The following is a 20,690-nucleotide window of genomic DNA, read 5'->3' on the forward strand; positions in this document are numbered from 1 at the left end:
CGCTCGATCCGATGCCCGACTTCCCCCACTCCGGCCTGTGGTTCGAGGCGCTCGTCGGCGCGCTCCCGCTCGGGCTGGCCACGGTCGGGCCGGACGGTCAGTTGCGGTGGGCGAATCGAACGTGGCACATGCACACGCGCCTCGAGACCCACCGCCCGGCAAGCCGGGTGGACGAAGCACTCGGAATCGCGGGAGCCCCGCATCGAGAGACCCTGCTCCGCTGGATCCGGGACGGCACGGCCGGGGTGCTCCGGTCGGTCCCGCTCGCGCGAGCGGGGTCGGCCGGGGTGACCTACGCCGACATCGAAGTTCGCCTTGTCCCCCCCATCGCACCGGACTCCGACCGTCTCGTCGTCATCCACGACGTGACCGATCGGGCGATCGAGCACGACCGGGCGCGCCTGTTCTACGAGTCGTTCCTGACCTCGACGAACGCGATCGAGATTACGGACGACAAGGGGATCCTCGTCGACGTGAACCCCGCGTTCGAACGAATCTACGGGTATTCGCGGGCCGAGTGCATCGGAAGAAGACCGAACATGGTCCGAAGTCATTCGACCCCGGCGGAGGTGTACTCGCGTCTCTGGGCGGATCTCCTCGATCCCTCCCGCGGATACTGGTCCGGAGAGATCATGAACCGGGACCGGTGGGGGCACGAACGTCTCGTCCTGCTCACCATCAGCGCGGTCCGGGATGATCGGGGGATCACCACCCACTACCTCGGGGTCGCGGTGGATCTGACCGAACAGCGGATCTGGCAGCGCAGCGCGGCCCACGCCGACCGCCTGGCCTCGATCGGGCAGCTCGCGGCTGGAGTCGCCCACGAGATCAACACCCCCCTGACGAACGTGATGCTGGTCGCGGAATCCCTCCGTCGGCGGAGCAAGGATCCGTGGGTGCTCGCCCGGGTCGATGCAATCACCGGTCAGATCGACATCGCCGCGAAGATCGTGCGGGGACTGCTCGACTTCGCCCGTCGGTCCGAGCCCCAGATCGTCGCCCTCGATCTCGTCGAGGTCAGCCGCTCGGCGGTCGACTTCCTCCGGGGAAAGCAGTCGGCGAACATCGAGCTCGAGGAGGTCTACCCGGCGACCCCCGTCCCGGTCGCAGGGGATCGTGGCCAGCTCATCCAGGTGCTCACGAACATTCTCAACAATGGCTACGAGGCCATGGACGGAGCTCCCGGCGGTCGTCTGCGGATCGAGGTCCGGGCGGTGGACCGCCTGGCCGAGGTCGAAGTGACGGACTCGGGGCCGGGGATCCCTCCGGAGGTGATCGAGCACCTGTTCGAACCGTTCTTCACCACGAAGCCGGAGGGGCGCGGCACCGGGCTCGGACTCGCGATCAGCGACGGACTCGTCCAGGCGAATCACGGTCAACTCCTGGCGCGGAACCGGCCCGAGGGAGGAGCGAGCTTTCTCGTGCGGTTGCCCCTTGCGACCTCCCCTCCACCGGACACCTGAGAGGTCGGCCGAGGGGAACCTGGGGCGGCGGCCCCGGGACGGGACCCAGAACGGCTTTGTCGTTCGCGGTTCCTCGCGGTGGCATGCGTCTGTTGCTCGTGGACGACGATTCCGTGATCCGAGAGGAACTCGGCGAGCTGCTCCGCGACGATGGCCACGAGGTCCGGGACGCCCCCTCGGTCCCAAAAGCAATCGAGATCCTTGAGCGAGAAGCGATCGATCTCGTTCTCACGGATCTCAAGATGCCGCGACACAGCGGGCTCGAGCTCCTCGGGGAGGTGCGCCGCCGCTGGCCGGAGGTCCTCGTCGTCGTCGTGACGGGGTACGCGACGGTGGAGACCGCGGTCGAAGCGATGAAGCTCGGAGCCTTCGATTACGTCCGCAAGCCGTTCCGCTTCGAGCAGATACGATCGATGCTCGACCTCGCGGCCCAGGCGATCCAGTTCCACGGCGACGGAGGCCGCGTTCAGGACATCGACCGCACGCTCGAGGCGTGGACGACCACGGACGACCTGGACGTGCTTCACCTGACGGACCGGACGGTCCGCCCGCGTCCCCGGGTCACCGTGGTCTCCACGGGGCTCGATCAGCCGGCAGAGATCCAAGCCCACCTTGAGACGTTCCTCGCGGACCGACCCCACGGCGCCCTGCTCCTCGAGGGCGCGGATCGCCTCTTCCGAGCCCATCGGCGTACTGAGGTCATCCAGTTCATCGAACGGCTGCGGCAGGAGCTCGAAGGCCGAGGTCCATTGATGGTGACGTTCGACCCGGGCTCGATCACGGTCGCGGACGTGGTCGACCTGCGGGCCCGAGTGCTCGCGGAGACGACGCGGGCGACCCTCGAGGCACTCTCGAACCCGCTGCGCCGCTCGATCCTGCGTCGCGCCTCGCAGGGCCCGTGCACGTTCACGGAGGCGATGAGCGCGGCCGGGATCGATGAGACTCCGAAGGTCTCCTTCCACCTGCATCGCTTGGAGGAGGACGGGCTGCTGGTCCACTCGGCGGATGACTACCGGATCACTCCGCGCGGCCGGGAGGCGATGGCCCTCCTCGTGGAGATGGACGCGATCGCGACCCGAGGACTCAGTGGGAACCGGGTCCTCGCCGTGGGCCCGAACTGACGTCGCGACCCTCCGGGTAATCGATATCCCTCGCGGCCGCTCCTCTCCGGATGGCATGGTGGCCGCTCCGTCACCGGCTCCCGCACCGCCGCTGGTCATCCTGGGCGCGGGCTACGCAGGGCTCACGCTCGCTCAGCAGGTCCACCGGCTCTCCCGGGGAAAGATTCCGATCGTCCTCGTCGACCGAAGCCCCGCCCACATCTTGCGGACCCAACTCTACGAGATCGATCGGATCGCCACCTCAGGAGGGAACCTCCGCCGATGGGCCGTCCCCCTCGCCTCGGTGCTCGAGAAGACCCGCGTCCAGATCCGGACCGCCCGGGTCGAGCGCGTCGATCTCGCCGAGCACACCGTCCAGCTCGACTCGGGCACGATCGAGTTCGGCGCGCTCGCACTGTGTCTCGGATCCGTCGCCGCGTACTACGGAGTCCCGGGGGCGGCCGAGCACACCCACAGCGTCTACCGGCTCTCCGCGGCGCAACGCCTCGCGACAGCGATCCGAGAGATGGAGATCGCCTCGGTCGCGCTCCCCGGGGAGCGACGACCCCGGGTGCTCGTCGTCGGCGGGGGGTCGACCGGCACCGAGATCGCGGCCGAGATATCGACCACCGACTGGGCGGCAATCACGAAGCCGGGGGCGCGCCGTCCGGACGTCATGCTGCTGACCGGTTCTCTACCGTTCCTCGTGGGCTTCCCTCCCCAACTCATCGAGCACGCGCGGGAACTCCTGGTCCGGGCCGGGGTCTCGATATTCTACGGTTGGAACGTAACTCGGGTGGAGCCGCATCGGCTGCACTTGGAAGACGGGAGCGTGCTGCGCTTCGACATCGCCGTGTGGTGCGCCGGTCTCCAGGCGCCCCCTGCGGTCGCGGAGCTTCCGGTCCGGCATGGACGGGGAGGCCGCATCACGGTCGAGCCGACACTCGAGATCCCCGGCCATCCCGGGATGTTCGCCGTCGGCGACGTGATCGAGTTCCAGGATCCGAAGACCGGACTTCTCGTCCCCAGCACCGCCCAGGCGGCCCTCGCCGAGGCCCGCGTGGCGGCGGCCAACATCGTGGCGCGCTGGAAGGGCACCGAGCTCCAGTCGTTCTCCTACCGAGAGCGAGGCGCCGCCGTGTCCGTCGGCCATGGGGCCGGGGCCGCCGCGCTCGATCGACTGACGCTCTGGGGAAGCCCGGCGGCGCTCCTCAAGCGACTCATCCAGCGGGACTACTCGCACGCCGTGGAGCAGGGAGAAAGCAGCCGAGTCCTGTAACGGATGGTGGCGAACGAAGCCTTAATCGCGGGTACCCAATCGCCGGTGGAGGAGGAACGATGAAGGCGATCGCGCTCGTGGGGGGCCTCGGGACCCGCCTGCGCCCGATCACGTACGATCTTCCCAAGCAGCTGATCCCGCTCGCCGGACGTTCGATGCTGTATCGGGCGCTCGATGTGCTCCCGGACGATCTCGAGGAAGTGGTCCTCGCGACCGGGTACAAGGCCGACCAGATCGCGGCGTACGTGCACGAGCACCCCTACCGGCTCCGGATCCGCACGGTCCCCGAGAGGCAACCGCTCGGGACCGGAGGCGGGATGCGCAACGTCGCCGACGGGATGTCCGACCCCTTCTTCGTGATCAACTCCGACATCGTCTCGGCGGCCTCCGCGGCCGAGGTCCTCCGGGTGCACGAACAGCGGAACGGGATCGGTGCCCTCCTCCTCGCACGGGTCGAGGAGACCCAGACCTTTGGCGTCGCCGCGCTCGGCGAGAACGACCGGATCACGCAATTCGTGGAGAAACCCGCGCCGGGAGAGGCGCCCTCCCCGTGGATCAACGCCGGCATCTCCGTGTGGCGACGCGAGGTGCTCGATCGGATCCCGACCGGCCGCGAGGTCAGCTTCGAGCGCGAGATCCTTCCCGGTCTGTTGGACCGTGGGGTGTACGGAGCGCGACTCGAGGGGTACTGGCAGGATGCGGGCACGCCGGAACGCGTGCTGTACGCCCAGCGGCTCCTCTTCGAAGCCGGAAAGGGGGTCGAAGTCTACCTACCGTCCGGCGCGTCGGGGACGGGCCCGGTCTCGGTCGGACCGGGCGCACGTGCGGTCGGCGCGACGTTCGGCCCGCTCGTCACCCTCGGAGCGGGCGTCGTGGTCGGAGAAGAGGCCCGTATCTCCAATTCGATCGTGATGGACGGGGCGCGGATCGACTCCGCCGCCACCGTGATCGGTTCGATCCTCGGTCCGCGCGCACACGTCGCGGCCGGGCACCGGGTCGCCGATCAGGTCCTCGGCGCCGGCGGGGAAGCCTGAGTCACCGCGCCGGGCCCGTCACCACAACCTTCAGCGAGTCCTGGGGCCGCTGGGCGAGCCGGAACGCTTCCTCGATCTCCTCGAGCGGGATCCGGTGGGAAACGAGGTCATTGAGCGCGAGCCGGCCGTCCACGACGAGCTGCTGGACGGCGGCGATGTCGGCCTCGGTCGTCGCGTAGGAGGGCACGAGCCGGATCCCGCGCAGGTAGATCTCCTGAAGATCGGCGTCAAGGCGGCTACCGCTGGGTGGGACCCCGAAGAGGTTCACGGTACCCCCTCGACGGGCGATCGTCGTGGCGAGGGTCACTGCGGAGGGGGCGCCCGTCGCGGCGACCGCGAGATCGACCCCCCGTCCATCGGTCGCTCGATCGATGAGGTCGCGGACGGCGGACCCGTCGGTCGGATCGATCGCGGCATCGATCCCACCCCGCTCGGCCGCGAGGCGGCGCAACGGAGCGAGTTCGGCCCCGCCGACCCAGGCCGCGCCCCGGGCGCGGGCAAGGCGTGCGTAGAGAAGGCCGGCCGGTCCAAGGCCGATGACGAACACGGACGCCTCCGGAGGAAGCGCGATCCGTCGCAGGGCGGTCGCAACGCAGCCCCCCGGTTCGAGCAGGGCGCCGGCGTCCCACCCCACGCGCCGGTCGAGCGTCAGGACGGCTCCCTTGCGGACATGATCGGCGGAGACCCGGAACGCCTCTGCGAACCCGCACGGATCGAGGTTCGTCTTCGCGTACGCCGGGCAAAACATGTAGTCCCCCCGGGCGCAGACGGGGCAAGCGAGGCAGGGGACGTGGTGATGGACGAACACCCGGTCTCCGACCTCGTGGCCCTCCACGCCCGTGCCGACCGTCTCGATGGTCCCGACCGGCTCGTGACCGAGGATCGCGCTCGCGGTGTAGCCACCACGCACCTTCTCGAGGTCCGTCCCGCACAGGCCGCACTCGGCCATCCGGACGACGATCTCACCGGGGCCGGCGACCGGCCGAGGAGTGTCGGCGAGGCCCACCCGCCCCGGGGCCTCGAGCCGAGCGTACTTCATCGGGCTCGGGCCGCGAGGATGGCGGCATCGAGGATCTCGACGCCCTCGTCGATCTCCTCGCGCTGGATGATGAGGGGAGGGATGTACCGGATCGAGGAGCGGCCGCACGGTAACAGGATCAGGCCGCGCCGATACGACTCCTGAAGGATCCGGTCGCGGAGCCGCACCGCGGGCTCCTTGGTCGTCCGGCTCGTCACGAACTCGGTCGCGACCATGAGCCCGAGCCCGCGGACGTCGCCGATCTCCTCGTACTTGGCCTGCAGCTCGCGCAGGCGCGTCTGAAGATACGCGCCTTGGGTCCGCGTGTTCTCGAGTACATGCTCGCGCTCGATCACGTCGAGCGTCGCGAGGGCCCCGGCGACTGCGACCAGATTTCCACCGAACGTGTTGGAGTGGGCCCCCGATTTCGTGTAATCGAGGTCCCCGCGGAAGATGATCGCCCCGATGGGAAGCCCGCTCCCGAGCGCCTTCGCGGTCGTAACGATGTCCGGGACGATCCCGTGGTGCTCGATCGCGAACCAGTGTCCCGTGCGTCCGATGCCGGACTGCACTTCGTCATCGATGAAGAGGATCCCGTGCTCGTCCAGGATCGACTTGATCGCCGCGTGCCATCCCTTCGGGGGAACGATGTACCCACCCTCCCCCATGACCGGTTCCGCGATGAACGCCGCGACGTCGTCCGGCGGGATCGAGGTCTCGAAGTAGAGCTCCTTCAGGATCTTGGCGCAGTACAGATCGCAGCTCGGATACTCGAGCTTGTACGGGCATCGGTAACAGTAGGGAGAGGGGATGTGCTGTCCGCCTCCGGTGTAGGCATTGAACCGCGAGCGCTGGACCGGCTTGGACGTGGTCATCGTGAGCGCGCCCAGGGTGCGCCCGTGGAAGGCCCCGAGTAGACCCACCGTCAGCGGTCGCTGGCGGTTCCATCGCGCGAGCTTCAGCGCTGCCTCGGCGCTTTCGGTCCCGCTGTTGGTGTAGAAGACCTTCTTCGCGTGGGTGCCCGGCGTGATCGCCGCGAGACGTTCGGCGAGCCGCGTTTGGTTTTCGTAGTAGAAGTCCGTCCCGGCGAAGTGGGAGAGCCTTCCCGCCTGTTCCCGGACCGCTTGAACGACCGCCGGATGGGAGTGTCCGACGTTCAGGACCGATATACCCGCGGCAAAATCGAGCAGCCGGTTGCCGTCCACGTCGGTGACCCAGACCCCGAGCGCGCTCTCCGCCACGATCGGGGAGGTCTTGGTGGTCGTCGCCATCGAGGCCTCGTCGGCCCGGATGATGCGCTGCGCCTTCGGTCCCGGGATCGGAACCCGAATCATCACTCCTCGATGGGGCGGCTTCGATGGGTCGCGAGGAGGGAGATCGGCCGTGGGGGACGCCCGGCTTTCGCTCATGAACGCTCCGCGCGGCCCAGTTCTCCCGTGGGGTATAGCCTTCTCGGTGCCACGGGCGGCGGTGCGTCGGGCCAAGGATCACGGCCGACCGGACCGGGGCCCCGCGGGCGCACCTTGGAACCGTTCTGCACGGGGACCGGACGATCGCCGCGCTCATAGGCCGATCCAGAGCGCGGCGAACGTGAGGCCGATGGACAGCGCGGCGATAGGGAGGCCGTAGCGCATGAATTCGGCGAGCCGGATCGGGATGCCGGTGCGTTCGGCGCGATCCACCAGGATCAAGTTGCTGGCCGCTCCCAGGAACGTCACGTTCCCGGCGAGGGTGCTCGCCGCGCCGAGCGCGACCCATGGGATCGGGGTCGAGGCCCCGTACCCGAGGCCTGTGAGCACGGGGATCTGGAGGGCGACCCACGGGACGTTGCTGACGACCTGGGAGGCGACGACGCTCGTGGCGAAGATCGACGGGAGGGCGGAGGTGCTCGAGCTGCCCGTGGCCGGGATGGGAAGCAGGGTCTCGAGGGAGCCGATGACGCCGCCGGCAACGGCTCCCCCGACGACCACGAACAGCCCCGCGAAGAGCACGAGGATCCGCGCGTCGACCGCGCGCAGCATCGCGAGCCGCTCCTGGGACACGAAGAGCGTCGCGAGTGCCCCGCCGAGGGCGATCTCCCAGATCGGGATCGCCGGGAGGCCGAAGGAGGCCCCGCCCACATCGAGAGTGATGAGGAGGACCATCGTCGCCGGGAACAGTACGATCACCGGACGCCGCAGGATGCGGCCGCTCCACTCCCCATCCGGGAAGAGCGGCGGGGCCTCCGCGCGAAGTCGGTCGTACTCCGGCGTCGCGGGTCCCATCCGGGCCGCGAATGCCCAGCGCACGAACAGGGCGCCGAGCACGATGCTGGCCGCGATCGGAAGGAGGAGGTAGCGCAGATAGGTGCCCACGGGGGCCTGGAGCCCGCTCGAGATCGAGATCAACAGGTTCTGGGGATTTCCCATCGGGGTCAGCGCGCTGCCAATCGTGACGGCGAACGCGACCGCGAGCAGCATCGGCTTCGCGTCCATCTTCGTCCGCTTCGCGACGCCGTAGAGGAGAGGTACGGCGAGCAGCACGAGGGCGTCGTTCACGAGGAACGCAGCGGCGATGGAGAACCCCACGAAGATGACGAACGGAAGGTCCGCCGGGGAGCGCGCTTGGCCGATCAACCAGCGGGCGGCGTGATCGAGGATCCCCTGCCGTTCGAGCGCCCCCGCGAAGACGAACAGTGCGAACAGGAACAGGAGGACGGGGGCGGCCTGGGTCAGCGCGGAGTACGTGCCGCCGAGCGACAGAGTGCTCGAAACGACGGTCCCCGCCGCCCCCACCGCGAAGATCCCCCAGATGGGCGGTCCGCGGCCGAAGAGCTGGCGCACCACGATGGCGCCGAACACCAGCGCCAGGATTGCGACGGCGACGTCGTTCGTCACGGATCACCCCGAGGAGACCGCACGGAAGACCGGCTACATATCCGACCGCCGCCAGTGGAACCGAGGGCTCATGAACCGCGAGCGACCCCTTCACGCTGATGCGTCGCCGCCCACCGACCGTTCCATCCGTGACCGTCGCGCCGGGCGGGCGGATCCTGGCGCTCTCCGCGGCATGGTACTCCGACGGAGCCGACCGCCGACGGGAGGCCCGACGTGACCGACACTGCGTCGAGTGCCACTCGGCGCTCGCCACATCGCGGACCCCGTATTGCTCTCGGGTCTGCCGATGGAAGTTCCATGGGCACTACTTCTGGGATGCGGCCCGCATCTACGTCATGCGTCGCGACCGGTACACGTGCGCGGTGTGCCGATCGCGCCGGCGGGCGCGCGAGCTCGAGGTCGATCACATTGTCGAGATTGCGCGCGGTGGAGCCGCGCTGGAGTACTCGAACCTGCAGACGATCTGCCGACCGTGCCATCGTTCGAAGACCCGAGCGTTCCTCGCATCGGTCGACCGCCGGGCAGGGCCGAGCGCAGACGCGGTCCCCGCGGCGTAGCCGAGATGCGGGCCGAGGACGGCAGGCACCTCGGGTTCGATGGGCTCGGCCGGATTCGAACCGGCGATCTTCGCTGTGTGAGAGCGACGTCTTAACCGCTGGACTACGAGCCCGCGCGCCGACGCGAGGGTCGTCCGACCTTTAAGACTGCTACAGAGGGAGCAGGAGGAAGGCAGGCACGAGGAGGCTCGCCACGACCGTCAGGATGAGGCCGCTCCCAAGCGCGAGGCTTCCGGCGTCGGCCTCTCCGTAGCGCACCACGAAGTACAGCGTCGTGTCCATCGCGGTCGCGCCTCCCATCGCGGCCAGTCCCTCTCCCTTCACCCGTCGCCCCACGACCGGAGCGAGCACCATCGTCAGGTTCTCGCGGAGGAAGTTGGCGAGGAAGGCGACGAGCCCCAGGGTCGCGCCGAGTCGCGCCGCGACGAGGGGGCCATCGAGCGTGTACCAGCCGAACCCGGAGGACATCGCGAGGCTCGCCGCGGCGCCGGTGCCGGTTGCGAGCGCATAGATTCCCCCGGCGATGAGCGCACCGGTGATGGCTGCGACCACCGGCACCCACACCCGGCGCAGGGTCTCCCAATGCAATCGGATCCCGAGGCCCACCAGGGCGAGGAGGATGTACAGGGCGTACGGGATCGCGCTAGCTGCGGGCAGCGGGAGGACGAGCGCCACGGCGTAACCGGCGAACAGCGCCCCGATCAGGACGACGGAGAGCGGAACGCGTTCGGGTGCCTGGGGCAGCGCGCGAGCGGGACCGACGACCGTGCGATGCGGCAATACCGCGTAGATCGCGAGCGTGCAGGCCAGGATGAGGCCGGCGAACCCGATCGCCAGTACCACGCTCGGAGCGAGCGTGGCGGGGCTGACGTCGGTCAGCGAGGCACCGAGGAGGAAGACGAGCGCGACGATGGTGGCGATCGTGGCGCGCAGGATCCATGGAGTGCTCGGGCGCCAACGCCATCCTACGAGGTAGCCCGCGACGAACGCGACGTAGAGGAACGGATCGAACTCCACCGTCGGCTCAGCCCTTCCATCGACGGACGCTCGGTGAGGGCGGCGCGCCGGGGACTCCTCGGCCGAGACGGACGGTGGCGTCGCGCGCGGCCCCGAAGCTGACGAACTCGATCGGGACCCCCGTCTCCTCGGTCACAAAGGAGAGGAAGGCGCGCAGCTCCGCGGGCAGCGCCCCGGCGCCTTCCTCACGGAGGCGCTCGAGCAGTCGCGGGTGAAACTCCCCCCACGCGGGCAGTCGCTCGTAGACGGGGTGGACCTCGCCGAGATCGTCCGCGGAGGTCGGCGGCCGATCCGTGAGCGACGAGCCATCGGGCAGCTCGTATCGCACGCACACGGGGACCTCGGGGAGGCCTCCGAGCACATCGACCTTCGTGATCGCGAGAGCGGTGAACCCGTTCAGCCGGGCCGCATAGCGCAGCAGGACGAGATCGAGCCAGCCGCACTCGCGGGGCCGACCGGTCGTGGCGCCTCGCTCGCCGCCGACACGTTGCAGGTACTCGCCGAGCTCGCCCTCCACTCGCGTCGGGAACGGTCCTGCCCCGACCCGCGTCGAGTACGCCTTCGAGACGCCCACGATCCGGTCGACGGCGAGCGGAGGGATCCCGCTGCCGACCAGGGCTCCGGCGCTCGTGGGATGGGAGCTCGTGACGTACGGATAGGTGCCGAAGTCGATGTCGAGGAGGGCGCTCTGGGCGCCTTCCAACAGGATCCGGTCGCCCCGGCCGATCGCCTCCCATAGGATCGGTTCGGTGGGCCCGATGTACGGGGCGAGCCGGCTACCGACCTCGATCAGGGTCGACGCCAACTGTTCGCGCGGAGGAAGGTTCGGGAGCTGGGTCTTGCGAGCGTAGAGCAGTTCGAGGCGTTGACGCAGAGTCGCGGGGCGGTCGAGGTCTCCGAGCCGAATCCCCCATCGACCGTACCGATCGGAGTACGCCGGGCCGATGCCGCGTCCCGTCGTGCCGAGACCGGCCGCGGGGGATTGCTGGGTGCGAAGCTCATCCTCCCAGGCATCCTCGATCTCGTGGAGGGGGAGCAGCACATGGGCCCGATCGGAGAGCAGGAGTTTTCCGCGGAACAGACCGCGCTCCTCGAGAGCCCGAAGCTCCTCCTCGAGCTTCATCGGCTGAACGACCATCCCGGGCCCGCTGATCCCGGTCACTCCACGCCGCAGGACCCCGCAGGCGAGCTGGTGCAGGACCACAACGCCTTCGGGCAGGTGAATGGAGTGCCCCGCGTTGGGGCCACCGCCGGTGCGCACGACGTACTGGGCGTCGGCCGCGAGAAAGTCCGTGATCTTGCCCTTCGCTTCGTCACCGAACTGGGCACCCACCACGATGGTGACCGGCATGGAACTTGGACCCACTGAACCGGGAGGGGAGAAAGTAGATGGCCCTTGTGCCCCGGCCGCGGCGCGCTCCGTTCAGCCGAATCCCTGGGCCGCTCGTGCGCGCTCGATCTGGGTGTCCCGGAGCTGACGGACCCGTCGCGCCAATTCGGGCGAAACGAGGTAGGCCCCGGCGAATAGCTCGATCCCCCATGTGAGGGCTTCGAGATCGCGTTCTTCGGGGTGCCGACCGAGGAAACGGAGATATTCGAGGGCGCGCTCGGCGACCTCACGGCGCGGTGCGCCGCCGCGGATCCCGGCCCCGATGGTGTCGATCCGTACGAGCTTCTCGAAGTGATCGGCGAGGTGTTCGAGCCAGTCCGCGTACGCGGGCGGGCCTCGGCTCCGGGCGATGACCGCGAGCCGCCGTCGATCTTCCTCGGCATCCCGCAGCCAGCCGAGGTCCATCGTGCGGTTCCGGCCATGGTGACGGTAGCAGGTCAGCCGCTGACCGTCCACAAAGATCCCACGAGGAGAAAGGAGGCCGATCATGAATGCGGGCAGGTCCGGGACGTACTGCGCGGCGTCGAGGATCGACGCGAGTTCGCCCACGGCATCCTCGCGGCGCAGCGCCATCGAACTGAGGTTGAAGTCCGACTGGGCCTGGATCAACTGGGGAAGTCGCTCGATCTTGTCCGCCGAAGGGATGTACCACCCCTCCTCGGGGACATCGAGCGCAGACTCGTGGAGCCGCCACAGCTCCGGTGGCACCGGGGCGCCCTCCCGGTCGATCACCACCGATCGGTTGTGGTAGAAGCCGAGGTCGGGATGAGTCCGGTACACGTCGATCAGGCGTTCGAGGCGCTGCGGAGCGTAGAGATCATCGTCGTCCAGGAACGTGACGATCGGCGCTCGTGCGTCCCGGATCGCGCCGAGCACCCAGCGCCCGATGTGCTGTTGTGGATCGAACCGGCGCCGGACCCCCTCCTCATCGAGCCAGCGGTCGAGCGCAGGATCTTCGAAGTTCTTCAGCACGAGCACTTCGAAAGAACCTCGGGGGAGTCGCTGGTCCAGTACCGAACGGACCGCCGAAGCGAGGTAGGTTCGGCGCGAGTACGCGCCGACGATGACGCTGACCGACGGGGCCGGCGCACGTCGCTCCGTCTCGCTCGGGCTCGTCATACCGGCCCTCTCCGACGTGCGATACGTGCCATATACCCTCGCTCCGACAACTGGGCAGGTTCGTGCGGGCGAAGGGCCGAGTGAGACCCCGCACGGTCTTGCCAAAGGGTAAATGGTAGGCCGACCGTCGCGCGAGAATGGTCGCGCATCGAGCGCGCGAGGTCGACATCTCGGGCATCCGACGGATGTTTGAGGCCGCTCCCCCGACGGCGATCAACCTCGGGCTCGGCGAGCCGAACTTCGAGCCCCCCGGCGCCGTGCTCGATGCCTACTGCCACGCTGTCCGCAATGGAGGGAACCACTACGGCCCCTCCGCGGGTCTTCCGGCGTTGCGGCAGAAGATCGCGGAGCGATACCGCGCCCGGGCTCCCGAGACGAGCCGAGACAATGTAATCGTCACCGCGGGCGGATCGGAGGCGCTGATGGCGACTGCGTTCGCGCTGTACGACCCCGGGGACGAGATCCTCGTCCCAGACCCGGGCTTTGTTCTGTACGCGCCCCACGCCCGACTCCTCGGAGCGGAACCGGTGGCGTACGCGCTCGACGAGAAGCGTGCCTTCCTGCCCGACATCGGATCGATCGAGCGGCTCGTGACCGCACGCACCCGGGTGATCGTGATCAACAGCCCATCGAACCCGACCGGCGCGGTCCTTCCGGAGAAGACGGTCGAGGAGATCATCGCGCTCGCGGAACGGCACGATCTGCACATCGTCTCCGATGAGGTGTACGATCAGATCGTCTACGACAGACCGGCGACGTCGTTCTGGGGCCGAACCGATCGCGCGGTCGTGGTGAACTCCTTCAGCAAGACACTCGCGGCGACCGGATGGCGGGTCGGGTTCCTCATCGCTCCGCGCGCCCTCGCGGTCGAGATCAACAAAATGCACTACCACATCGTAGCCTGCGCCTCCACGCCCGCCCAGAGCGCCGTCCTCGCCGGGCTCGAGGGCGGACTGAGCTCGACGCGGGCGATGACCCGGGAGTTCCAGGCGCGACGGGCGATCGTGCTCCGCGAGCTCGCACGTTGCCCAGGAATGACGTGCGTTCCGCCGGCCGGCGCGTTCTACGCCTTCCCTCGATTCTCTTGGCCGGAGACCGCGACGGAAGCGGCGCAGGCGCTCCTCTCCCGGGGCCTCATCACGACGCCAGGCGATGCCTTCGGGTCACGGGGGGCGAAGCATCTGCGCATCTCCTTCGCGGCATCGCGCACGGATCTTACGCGTGGGCTCGCCATCCTCCGCGAGTACGCCCAGGAGGCGAACCGCGCTTGATGCCCCGCCTCATCGCGTTCGGGCTGCGGACCCTATCGATCATGCGCCCGGAGCCGGTGCGGCGCGATATCGAGCATATCGCGGGAGAGCTCGAGCGGCTGGATCGAATGGGCCCGCGATCAGTCCAGCACTGACCGGTAGAGCGCGCGGTGGCGATCCGTCACGACGTTCCAGTCGTACGCTCGGACGCGTTCGGAAGCAACGACGGTCCGGCGTCGGGTGTCCTCGGATCCGACGAAAGCCTCCCGAAGACCGTCAGCGAGACGTTCCGCGTCGCCGTACGGAACGAGGCAACCCGCGCGGCCCCCGTCGAGGACCTCGGGAACTCCTCCGACGGCGGTCGCGACGATCGGCACCCCGGCGGCCATCGACTCGAGGAGGACGAGCCCGAAGGCCTCCCACTCGGACGGAAGCACGAACACGGACGCGCCCCGGACGATGGCGCGGTAGTGATCCGCATCGTTGACGTGCCCGAGGAAGCGTACGATATCGGCGACCCCGCGCTCGCGGGCCCGTGCTTCCACCGTCGCCCGTTCCCCCCAGTCCGATCCCATCAAGAGGAGCGGTCGCCGCTCGCTGGGAGGGAGCCGGGCCAACGCGTCCACCAGCAGAGGGAGCCCCTTGTTCGGCGCGATCCGACCGACGAAGAGGAAGTAGCCGCTCGGCAGATCATCGATGGATCGTGCCGACGTCTTCCCCCACAGTGACAGATCGATCCCGGGCGGAATGATGTGGATGCGATCGGCGGGGGCGAACTCCCCGACAAGCCTCGCCTCGAGTCTGGTCTCGACCACCAGAGCGCGAGCGACCCGATAGGCGCTCGCCCCGAAACCGACGTCCTGGACTCGCAACAGGCCCCGACGCAACGCGTTCTCGCTCGCGTCGGCCGGGTGATAATGCGTGGACACGACGAGCGGCACCTGTCGCTCCCACGCGACGAGCGCGCTCTGCAGGACGTGTCCATAGCGATGCGAATGCGCGTGGATCACGTCCGCATCGCTACTCGCGAGCGCATCGATCAGGCCGATCATCGAGGGCATGCTGACACCGGGGACCGGGTAGCGGCGCAGTCGGAATCGCTCTACCGGCATGCCGTCGACGACCGGCGCCCAGTCGGTCCGACGCTCCCAACGCCCTTCGTCGTAGAGGTCACTCGCGTAGACGCGCACTGGGTCCCCGCGGGCGACACAGCGCCGCCCGACCTCGCGTACGCAGGTCTCCACGCCTCCCGGTGCGTCGAAGCGAAACGTCACCTGAGCGATCTTCACGCGTTGCGCGCCTCCGTATAGATCGCCTCGAGCCGGTCGGCGACGAGCCCCCAGCGGTACTGAGGAACGATGCGATCGCGCCCGTAGGTTCCCAGTGCCTCCGTGCCGGCGGGATCCGCCCATAGCCGTTCGATCGCCTCGCGCAATCGCCCCGGGTCCCCCGGCGGAACGAGGAGGCCCGCACGCCCGTCCTCCACGAACTCCGGGATCCCGCCGACGCGGGTCGCGATGACCGCCGTTCCCTGCCCCATCGCTTCGAGGAGCACGAGGCCGAACGCCTCGTACTCGCTGGGGAGGACGAAGAACCGAGCCTCGCGGAACGCGGCAGCGAGCAGTGCCTCGTCGGAGACCCATCCGAGCAGGCGCACCTGGCCTGCGATGCCGAGCTGACGGACGCGAGCCTGCAGGACCGCCTGCATGCCCCCGTCCGGTCCGATCAGCACGAGCGACGCGGTCGGCTCGCGGCGGGCGAGCGGGACGAACGCCTCGAGCAGCGCGCCCAGTCCTTTGTTCGATGCGAGGCGCCCCACGAAGAGCACGTACGGGCCCGAGATCCCGTAGCGGGCCCGGAACTGCGCACCGTCGGCCGGTGCGGGGAACGGGGTGTACCCTGGAGGTACGATCCGTACGGGAGGCAGCGAAATCGAGAGCCCGCGGAGGAGCCGCTCCTCTTCTTGGCTCTGGACGATCAGGCGCGCCGCGTCCGCGACGATCGGCGCGGCGAGTCGCCGATCGTAGAACCCGCGCAGGCGGTGTCGAAACCAGCCACCCTCGATCGAAGTGATCGGGTGGAAGTGAGCGGTCAGGATATACGGGGTCCCGGTCCGCCGGTGGTATCGATGGGCGACCGCGACCTGATGGGTGCCGTAGGTGTGGGCGTGCACGACGTCGACCGGGTCGGCTTCGAGGGCCCGCATCAGTCCTCGGAAGAAAGGATAGTGGAGTCCGCCCGGGAGCGACCATACGGGAAGCCTCTCGACCGTCCCGAACGCGGTCCGCTCCTGTCGGGGTACGCTCGCCGGAAGTCGCTCCCACGGATACTCTCGGTACAGATCGCTCGTTAGGACGCGCAGGGTGTGCCCGCGTGCGCCGAGTTCCGCGCTGATCTCGGCGACGTGCCGCTCAACGCCGCCCAGGCCCGGGGGATAGCGTGTGGACAGTTGCGCGAGCTTCACGTGCGAACTACGTGGCGGCCCGGGGAGAGAGCAACCGCTGGGCGTACTTCTTGTAGACCTCGGTAGCGCGCGCGACGGATTCGATCTTGACGTACTCGTTCGCCTGGTGGGAGAGTTCCTCCTCGCCGGCGCCGTAGATGACCACGCGCGGATTGACCTGCGTGTAATGGACGGCTTCGGACGCATGTACGAGGACGGTCGTCTCCCCACCGGAGACCTCCCTAAGGAGTCGAACGTGGGGAGCGTTCGGATCGATCTGGATCGACGGAAGAGAGACGAGCCGGCGCAGCGTGAACGGGGTCTTGATCCGCCGCAGATGCTCCTCGATCTCGCGGTAGAGCTGATCGGGGGAGTACGGTGGCGGGAAGCGGATATCGACCTCGGCGGTCGCCTTGTTCGGCACCACGTTGAGCCGGTTCCCTCCGTGGAACGTCCCGAGGTTCATCGTCACGGTCCCGAGCTCCGGGTGCGCGATCCGGCCCTTGAACGACTCCAGCCCCCGAACGATCCGCATCATCTTGGAGATGGCGTTCTCCCCGAGATGAGGCATCGCGCCGTGCGCGGCCTTCCCCCGCGTCTCGATCGCGATATCGAGGACTCCTTTCTCCGCGTGGGCCACCCGCAGTCCGGTCGGCTCCCCGACGACGATCGCCTTCGCTCGGCGCATCGGCAACGTCTTGGAAAGCGCCGCCGCCCCTTGCATCGTCGTCTCCTCGTCGGTGGTGAACGCGAGCACCACCGGCACCTTCCTCAGCACGAGGTCCGCCGCGGCCTGCAGCATCGCGACGACCGTTCCCTTCATGTCGGCCGCGCCGCGACCGTACAGTCGCCCGGAGGCGACCTGGCTCTGCGAGAAGCTCCAGTAGTCCCCGATCGGGGGAGTGTCGAGATGGCCGGAGAGGACCAGTCCGCCCTGCCCGTACTCCGCGAGCAGCGCCGGGGATTGCGCATCCCCGAACAGGGTGTTACGCATGTGGATCTGGTCGGTGAACGACTGAACGTAGTCGAGGACCTCTTGCTTGTCGGAGAATGGGTCGCTCGGGATCTTGACGAGCTCGGCGAGCATATCGACCATCTGACGTTTCATGGGGAATGAGCCACCTGGCCCCTCGACGCGGGCGGAATACGCGCGCGCGGTCGGACCGTCCTCCCCCACCGCTCGGCGGAGCTTAATCTCTCTCCTCTCAGGAATGGGGGCGAGCGTGGAGCGCGCGCGTTCGGGTCGCTTGGAGCGCGGCGGCATATCCTTCCGGCGACCCGACGGATTTCCATAGGCCCATGCCCGGATCGAGCACGAGGGCCGAGATCCGTCCCCCCGCAACGAGGAGGGCCGCGATCCCATCCGTCACTTCGAGCTCGCCGGATCCCCGGTGGCGCGCGCGTTCGCGAAGCACCCTCCAGATCGCCGGTCCGAAGGCGTAGACCGCCGTCGCCGCCCAGTGCGAGCGGGGACGCGCCGGCTTTTCGAGCATCGCGCGCACGTCGATGCGGCGCACCCCCGCGAACGGTCGGCTCGTGCTTCCCTCGATCACTCCGTACCGTCTCGGGTCCGCGACCCGGCGGACCAGAAGGACTGCATCCAGGTCTTCGCGTTCTCGGAGCCGGGCCATCGTCCTGACAACGGCTCCGCGCTCCGGCTCCAGGAGCGCGGCATCCCCCGCGTGGAGGACGAAGGGGCGATCGCCCACGGATCGCGTCGCGCACAGGACGGCGTCCCCGAACCCGCGAGGGTGGGGTTGGACCGCGAACCGAATGGTCAGCCGCTCGAGCGTCCGGTAGAGCCTCCGGGTCTCTCCGAGGCGCTCCGGCTGGTGGGCATGGCGGCGCAGGAGCGCCGAATCGACTCGGAAGTACCCGCGCACGAATGCGAGGTCCTCCGGCCGGACGACCAGGGTAAGGTCCTCAATCCCAGCGCTGGCCAGCGTCTCCACCGAGAGCAGGGCGACGGGCTTCAGCACCGGCGGGCCGCCCCGGACGGCGGCGCGGTCGAACAGCGGAAGGAACTCCTTGCGCAAGCCGTGCGTCCAAGGGAGCATCCGGCTCCCGTCGCCCGCGAGGGTCACGACACCGCGCACGCGCTCACCGGTCCTGGACGGGAGGTGGCGGCTCCGCGCTCGGCGGTGCCGAGGAAGCGGCGACCCGAGCGTTCAGCGCCGCCGGGTTGTCCGCGCGACGCCAGCCGATCGTCGGCATCACCACGTGGCGGCGGGCTTCCAGGCGATGCCGGTAGCGAAGCAGGTCGGTGAACATCTCCCGCATCACCTCGGAGAGCTCGCGCGTGCGCTGGTATCCTAGAGCGTAGAGGCGTTCGTGGATCGGGGCGTAGTAGTGCTGCTCGGCCTCGATCCGGGGATCCGGGGGGTGCTCGATCCGGGGGGAGAGCCCGAGCTCGGTCGCGATCTGGTGCGTGGTCTCAGCGAGCTGGTTGATGGAGTACGCTGCGTCGAACTGATTGAACACGCGGTACTCGCCCCGGTCTGCGGGGTGCTCGACGGCGAGCCGGAGAGATTGGACGGAATCCTCCAGCGCGATGAACCCGCGGATCTGCTCGCCCTTGCCGTAGGGAGTGATCGGGAGCCCGAGTACCGCTTGCGCGATGAACCGGTTGAGGGCGGTCCCCCACGTCTCGTCGAAGTCGAATCGGGTCAGCAGCCGTCGATCGGTCATCTCGGCCGTTCGGATCCCGTAGATGACCCCCTGCATGACGTCGGTCGCGCGCAGATCGAAGATCTTCGACGCGAACATGACGTCCCCGGAGTCGAAGACCTTGCTCCAGTGGTACCACGACCCCGCCTGGCGGGGGAACGGCAATCGGTCCTTGCGCCCCCGGTACTCGATCTCGAAAAATCCTTCGGGGATGTCGACGTTGGGGGTTCCGTACTCCCCCATCGTTCCCATCTTGACGAGGTGGGCGTCCGGGCAGTGATCGCGCATGGCGTAGACGAGATGGAGCGTGCCGACCACGTTGTCGACTTGCGTCGTGACCGCGTGGTGGACGTCGATCATCGAGTACGGGGCGCTTCGTTGCTCCGCGAGATGTACGATCGCGTCGGGGTGCTCCTCTTCGAGCACGCGGGCGACGAAGTCATACCGCCCTAGGTCGCCTCGGTGGAAGGGGAGCTCCTTGCCGAGGAGCTGGTTCACGAGCCTCTGGCGCTGAGCGAACGACGGGATGGGGGTGGCCGACCAGCTGCCGACCTCTCGGACCCTGCGACGGGTGACGAAGTTGTCGACGCCGACGACGTCGTGCCCCCGGGACAGTAGATGGAGCGCGAGGGGCCAGCCGGAGTAGCCGTCGATCCCGGTGATGAGGACCTTCATGCGCTCCTCTCGACGCGCTCCGATGCGAACCGCCGCTTAATGGCTCCGGGGAGCTCCGCCGGCGCCGAGCGGGCCCGAGGGCGGGGCCCGGGGTAGTGTGAAAGAATCGGTTGATGGCGGGGGAACCTCTCCCCTGGTGGGGACCGCAAAGAACCCAACAGGAGGAGAGGCCCACGAAGCTACAGGAAATCGCACCGATAGAGCTTGGCCATCTGCTGAACCGTGCCTACCACATCGGGAGGGACGCTCTGCGTGCCCTCTTCGAGGAGGCGGAGGTCTCCCTCTGGGAGAATCTCCGCCGACAGGAGCTCTCCGACGGTAGACCTCGGTTTGTCGGGCACGGCACACGACCCCGTACTCTGGTCACCCGCATGGGTCGGGTCGACCTGCGAGTCCGACGGATCCATGATCGCCTCGAGGGAGGAACCTTCGTCCCTCTTCTCGCGGCTCTCGGTATCGGCAAGCGGAGATACACGCCCGAGCTGCGGGTGGCGGCGGCCGAGCTAGTGGAGCGGCCGGCGGGGTTGTTCGGAATCTGAGGCGATAGTACTTTCCGGTCGAGCTCCATGCCCTGGGCATGGTCGTCCGAGTTCGAGAGATATCTGACGAAGAGGGGAACAAGCTGCGCCGAATCGTTCGGCACGGACAGAATGCCATCGAGGTGAAACGGGCCCAAGTGATCATGGCCTCCGCTCAGGGATTCACGCCACCCAAGATCTCCGTGATTGCCCTGATGAGCGACGACTACGTCCGTCAGCTGATCCACGCGTTCAACCTGCACGGCTTCAAGATGCTCAAACCC

At 68.5% G+C, this 20,690-nt stretch carries 19 protein-coding genes and 1 tRNA gene; 7 read left to right on the forward strand and 13 right to left on the reverse strand.

Annotated features, from left to right (window positions below):
• The first annotated feature begins 11 nt into the window (after window positions 1–11).
• From VMV28_08070 to VMV28_08085, 4 genes are all read left to right on the forward strand, one after another.
• Entirely contained in the window at window positions 12–1,463 is a 1,452-nt protein-coding gene (locus VMV28_08070; protein HUZ80551.1) for an ATP-binding protein, read from the forward strand.
• Window positions 1,464–1,546: 83 nt separating this feature from the next.
• Window positions 1,547–2,584 carry a response regulator gene (locus VMV28_08075; protein HUZ80552.1) on the forward strand — a complete coding sequence of 346 codons (1,038 nt, stop codon included), beginning with the start codon at window positions 1,547–1,549 and terminating at the stop codon, window positions 2,582–2,584.
• A gap of 55 nt (window positions 2,585–2,639) precedes the next feature.
• Window positions 2,640–3,842, forward strand: a complete 1,203-nt coding sequence (locus VMV28_08080; GenBank protein ID HUZ80553.1) for an FAD-dependent oxidoreductase — start codon at window positions 2,640–2,642, stop codon at window positions 3,840–3,842.
• Window positions 3,843–3,901: 59 nt separating this feature from the next.
• Window positions 3,902–4,876 (forward strand): NDP-sugar synthase, encoded by a 975-nt coding sequence (locus tag VMV28_08085; protein ID HUZ80554.1) that lies wholly within the window; start codon window positions 3,902–3,904, stop codon window positions 4,874–4,876.
• Window position 4,877: 1 nt separating this feature from the next.
• On the opposite strand, the gene VMV28_08090 is transcribed toward VMV28_08085, so the two are convergent.
• The 3 genes from VMV28_08090 to VMV28_08100 all read right to left on the reverse strand — a co-directional run bounded on the left by VMV28_08090 (window position 4,878) and on the right by VMV28_08100 (window position 8,770).
• On the reverse strand, window positions 4,878–5,915 hold the full coding sequence (locus VMV28_08090) for an alcohol dehydrogenase catalytic domain-containing protein (protein HUZ80555.1): 1,038 nt from the start codon (window positions 5,913–5,915) through the stop codon (window positions 4,878–4,880).
• Window positions 5,912–7,303, reverse strand: a complete 1,392-nt coding sequence (locus VMV28_08095) for an acetyl ornithine aminotransferase family protein (protein ID HUZ80556.1) — start codon at window positions 7,301–7,303, stop codon at window positions 5,912–5,914. Before VMV28_08095 ends, VMV28_08090 begins: the two co-directional genes overlap by 4 nt.
• Before the next feature lie 153 nt (window positions 7,304–7,456).
• Window positions 7,457–8,770 carry an SLC13 family permease gene (locus VMV28_08100; protein HUZ80557.1) on the reverse strand — a complete coding sequence of 438 codons (1,314 nt, stop codon included), beginning with the start codon at window positions 8,768–8,770 and terminating at the stop codon, window positions 7,457–7,459.
• A 98-nt stretch (window positions 8,771–8,868) separates the two neighbouring features.
• Here VMV28_08100 and VMV28_08105 point away from each other — a divergent pair, with 98 nt between their 5' ends.
• Window positions 8,869–9,327 (forward strand): HNH endonuclease signature motif containing protein, encoded by a 459-nt coding sequence (locus VMV28_08105; GenBank protein ID HUZ80558.1) that lies wholly within the window; start codon window positions 8,869–8,871, stop codon window positions 9,325–9,327.
• Between the two features lie 40 nt (window positions 9,328–9,367).
• On the opposite strand, the gene VMV28_08110 is transcribed toward VMV28_08105, so the two are convergent.
• The 4 genes from VMV28_08110 to VMV28_08125 all read right to left on the reverse strand — a co-directional run bounded on the left by VMV28_08110 (window position 9,368) and on the right by VMV28_08125 (window position 12,853).
• Window positions 9,368–9,440: transfer RNA gene (locus tag VMV28_08110), tRNA-Val, on the reverse strand.
• A 37-nt stretch (window positions 9,441–9,477) separates the two neighbouring features.
• Window positions 9,478–10,344 (reverse strand): lysine exporter LysO family protein, encoded by an 867-nt coding sequence (locus tag VMV28_08115; protein HUZ80559.1) that lies wholly within the window; start codon window positions 10,342–10,344, stop codon window positions 9,478–9,480.
• Window positions 10,345–10,351: 7 nt separating this feature from the next.
• Entirely contained in the window at window positions 10,352–11,695 is a 1,344-nt protein-coding gene (locus VMV28_08120) for an adenylosuccinate synthase (GenBank protein HUZ80560.1), read from the reverse strand.
• 72 nt (window positions 11,696–11,767) lie between these two features.
• Complete coding sequence (locus VMV28_08125) at window positions 11,768–12,853, reverse strand: glycosyltransferase family A protein (protein HUZ80561.1); 1,086 nt, start codon at window positions 12,851–12,853, stop codon at window positions 11,768–11,770.
• Between the two features lie 137 nt (window positions 12,854–12,990).
• Between VMV28_08125 and VMV28_08130 the strand changes: the two genes are divergently transcribed.
• A complete protein-coding gene (locus VMV28_08130) occupies window positions 12,991–14,124 on the forward strand; it encodes a pyridoxal phosphate-dependent aminotransferase (protein HUZ80562.1) in 1,134 nt (377 codons plus the stop codon).
• A 119-nt stretch (window positions 14,125–14,243) separates the two neighbouring features.
• Here VMV28_08130 and VMV28_08135 read toward each other — a convergent pair whose 3' ends face one another.
• The 6 genes from VMV28_08135 to VMV28_08160 form a co-directional block, all read right to left on the reverse strand.
• Complete coding sequence (locus tag VMV28_08135) at window positions 14,244–15,392, reverse strand: glycosyltransferase family 4 protein (GenBank protein ID HUZ80563.1); 1,149 nt, start codon at window positions 15,390–15,392, stop codon at window positions 14,244–14,246.
• Window positions 15,389–16,567, reverse strand: coding sequence for a glycosyltransferase family 4 protein (locus tag VMV28_08140; GenBank protein HUZ80564.1), 1,179 nt, complete (start codon window positions 16,565–16,567; stop codon window positions 15,389–15,391). Before VMV28_08140 ends, VMV28_08135 begins: the two co-directional genes overlap by 4 nt.
• A gap of 7 nt (window positions 16,568–16,574) precedes the next feature.
• Window positions 16,575–17,654 carry a M20 family metallopeptidase gene (locus tag VMV28_08145; protein ID HUZ80565.1) on the reverse strand — a complete coding sequence of 360 codons (1,080 nt, stop codon included), beginning with the start codon at window positions 17,652–17,654 and terminating at the stop codon, window positions 16,575–16,577.
• Between the two features lie 97 nt (window positions 17,655–17,751).
• Window positions 17,752–18,642, reverse strand: coding sequence for a sugar phosphate nucleotidyltransferase (locus tag VMV28_08150; GenBank protein ID HUZ80566.1), 891 nt, complete (start codon window positions 18,640–18,642; stop codon window positions 17,752–17,754).
• Between the two features lie 4 nt (window positions 18,643–18,646).
• Window positions 18,647–19,888 (reverse strand): UDP-sulfoquinovose synthase, encoded by a 1,242-nt coding sequence (gene agl3 / locus VMV28_08155; protein ID HUZ80567.1) that lies wholly within the window; start codon window positions 19,886–19,888, stop codon window positions 18,647–18,649.
• Window positions 19,889–20,067: 179 nt separating this feature from the next.
• Entirely contained in the window at window positions 20,068–20,229 is a 162-nt protein-coding gene (locus VMV28_08160) for a hypothetical protein (protein ID HUZ80568.1), read from the reverse strand.
• A gap of 236 nt (window positions 20,230–20,465) precedes the next feature.
• On the opposite strand from VMV28_08160, the gene VMV28_08165 reads away from it, so the two are divergent.
• Window positions 20,466–20,690 (forward strand): helix-turn-helix domain-containing protein (locus VMV28_08165; protein ID HUZ80569.1); only part of this gene is annotated, 225 nt, incomplete at its 3' end.

The organism is Thermoplasmata archaeon, assembly GCA_035532555.1.
Taxonomy (GTDB): domain Archaea; phylum Thermoplasmatota; class Thermoplasmata; order Lutacidiplasmatales; family UBA184; genus Lutacidiplasma.

Coding starts and splice junctions, on each gene's coding strand:
- VMV28_08070 (HUZ80551.1), top strand. CDS start 12: ATGCCCGACTTCCCCCACTCCGGCCTGTGGTTCGAGGCGCTCGTCGGC.
- VMV28_08075 (HUZ80552.1), top strand. CDS start 1,547: ATGCGTCTGTTGCTCGTGGACGACGATTCCGTGATCCGAGAGGAACTC.
- VMV28_08080 (HUZ80553.1), top strand. CDS start 2,640: ATGGTGGCCGCTCCGTCACCGGCTCCCGCACCGCCGCTGGTCATCCTG.
- VMV28_08085 (HUZ80554.1), top strand. CDS start 3,902: ATGAAGGCGATCGCGCTCGTGGGGGGCCTCGGGACCCGCCTGCGCCCG.
- VMV28_08090 (HUZ80555.1), bottom strand. CDS start 5,915: ATGAAGTACGCTCGGCTCGAGGCCCCGGGGCGGGTGGGCCTCGCCGAC.
- VMV28_08095 (HUZ80556.1), bottom strand. CDS start 7,303: ATGAGCGAAAGCCGGGCGTCCCCCACGGCCGATCTCCCTCCTCGCGAC.
- VMV28_08105 (HUZ80558.1), top strand. CDS start 8,869: ATGCGTCGCCGCCCACCGACCGTTCCATCCGTGACCGTCGCGCCGGGC.
- VMV28_08120 (HUZ80560.1), bottom strand. CDS start 11,695: ATGCCGGTCACCATCGTGGTGGGTGCCCAGTTCGGTGACGAAGCGAAG.
- VMV28_08125 (HUZ80561.1), bottom strand. CDS start 12,853: ATGACGAGCCCGAGCGAGACGGAGCGACGTGCGCCGGCCCCGTCGGTC.
- VMV28_08130 (HUZ80562.1), top strand. CDS start 12,991: ATGGTCGCGCATCGAGCGCGCGAGGTCGACATCTCGGGCATCCGACGG.
- VMV28_08145 (HUZ80565.1), bottom strand. CDS start 17,654: ATGAAACGTCAGATGGTCGATATGCTCGCCGAGCTCGTCAAGATCCCG.
- agl3 (HUZ80567.1), bottom strand. CDS start 19,888: ATGAAGGTCCTCATCACCGGGATCGACGGCTACTCCGGCTGGCCCCTC.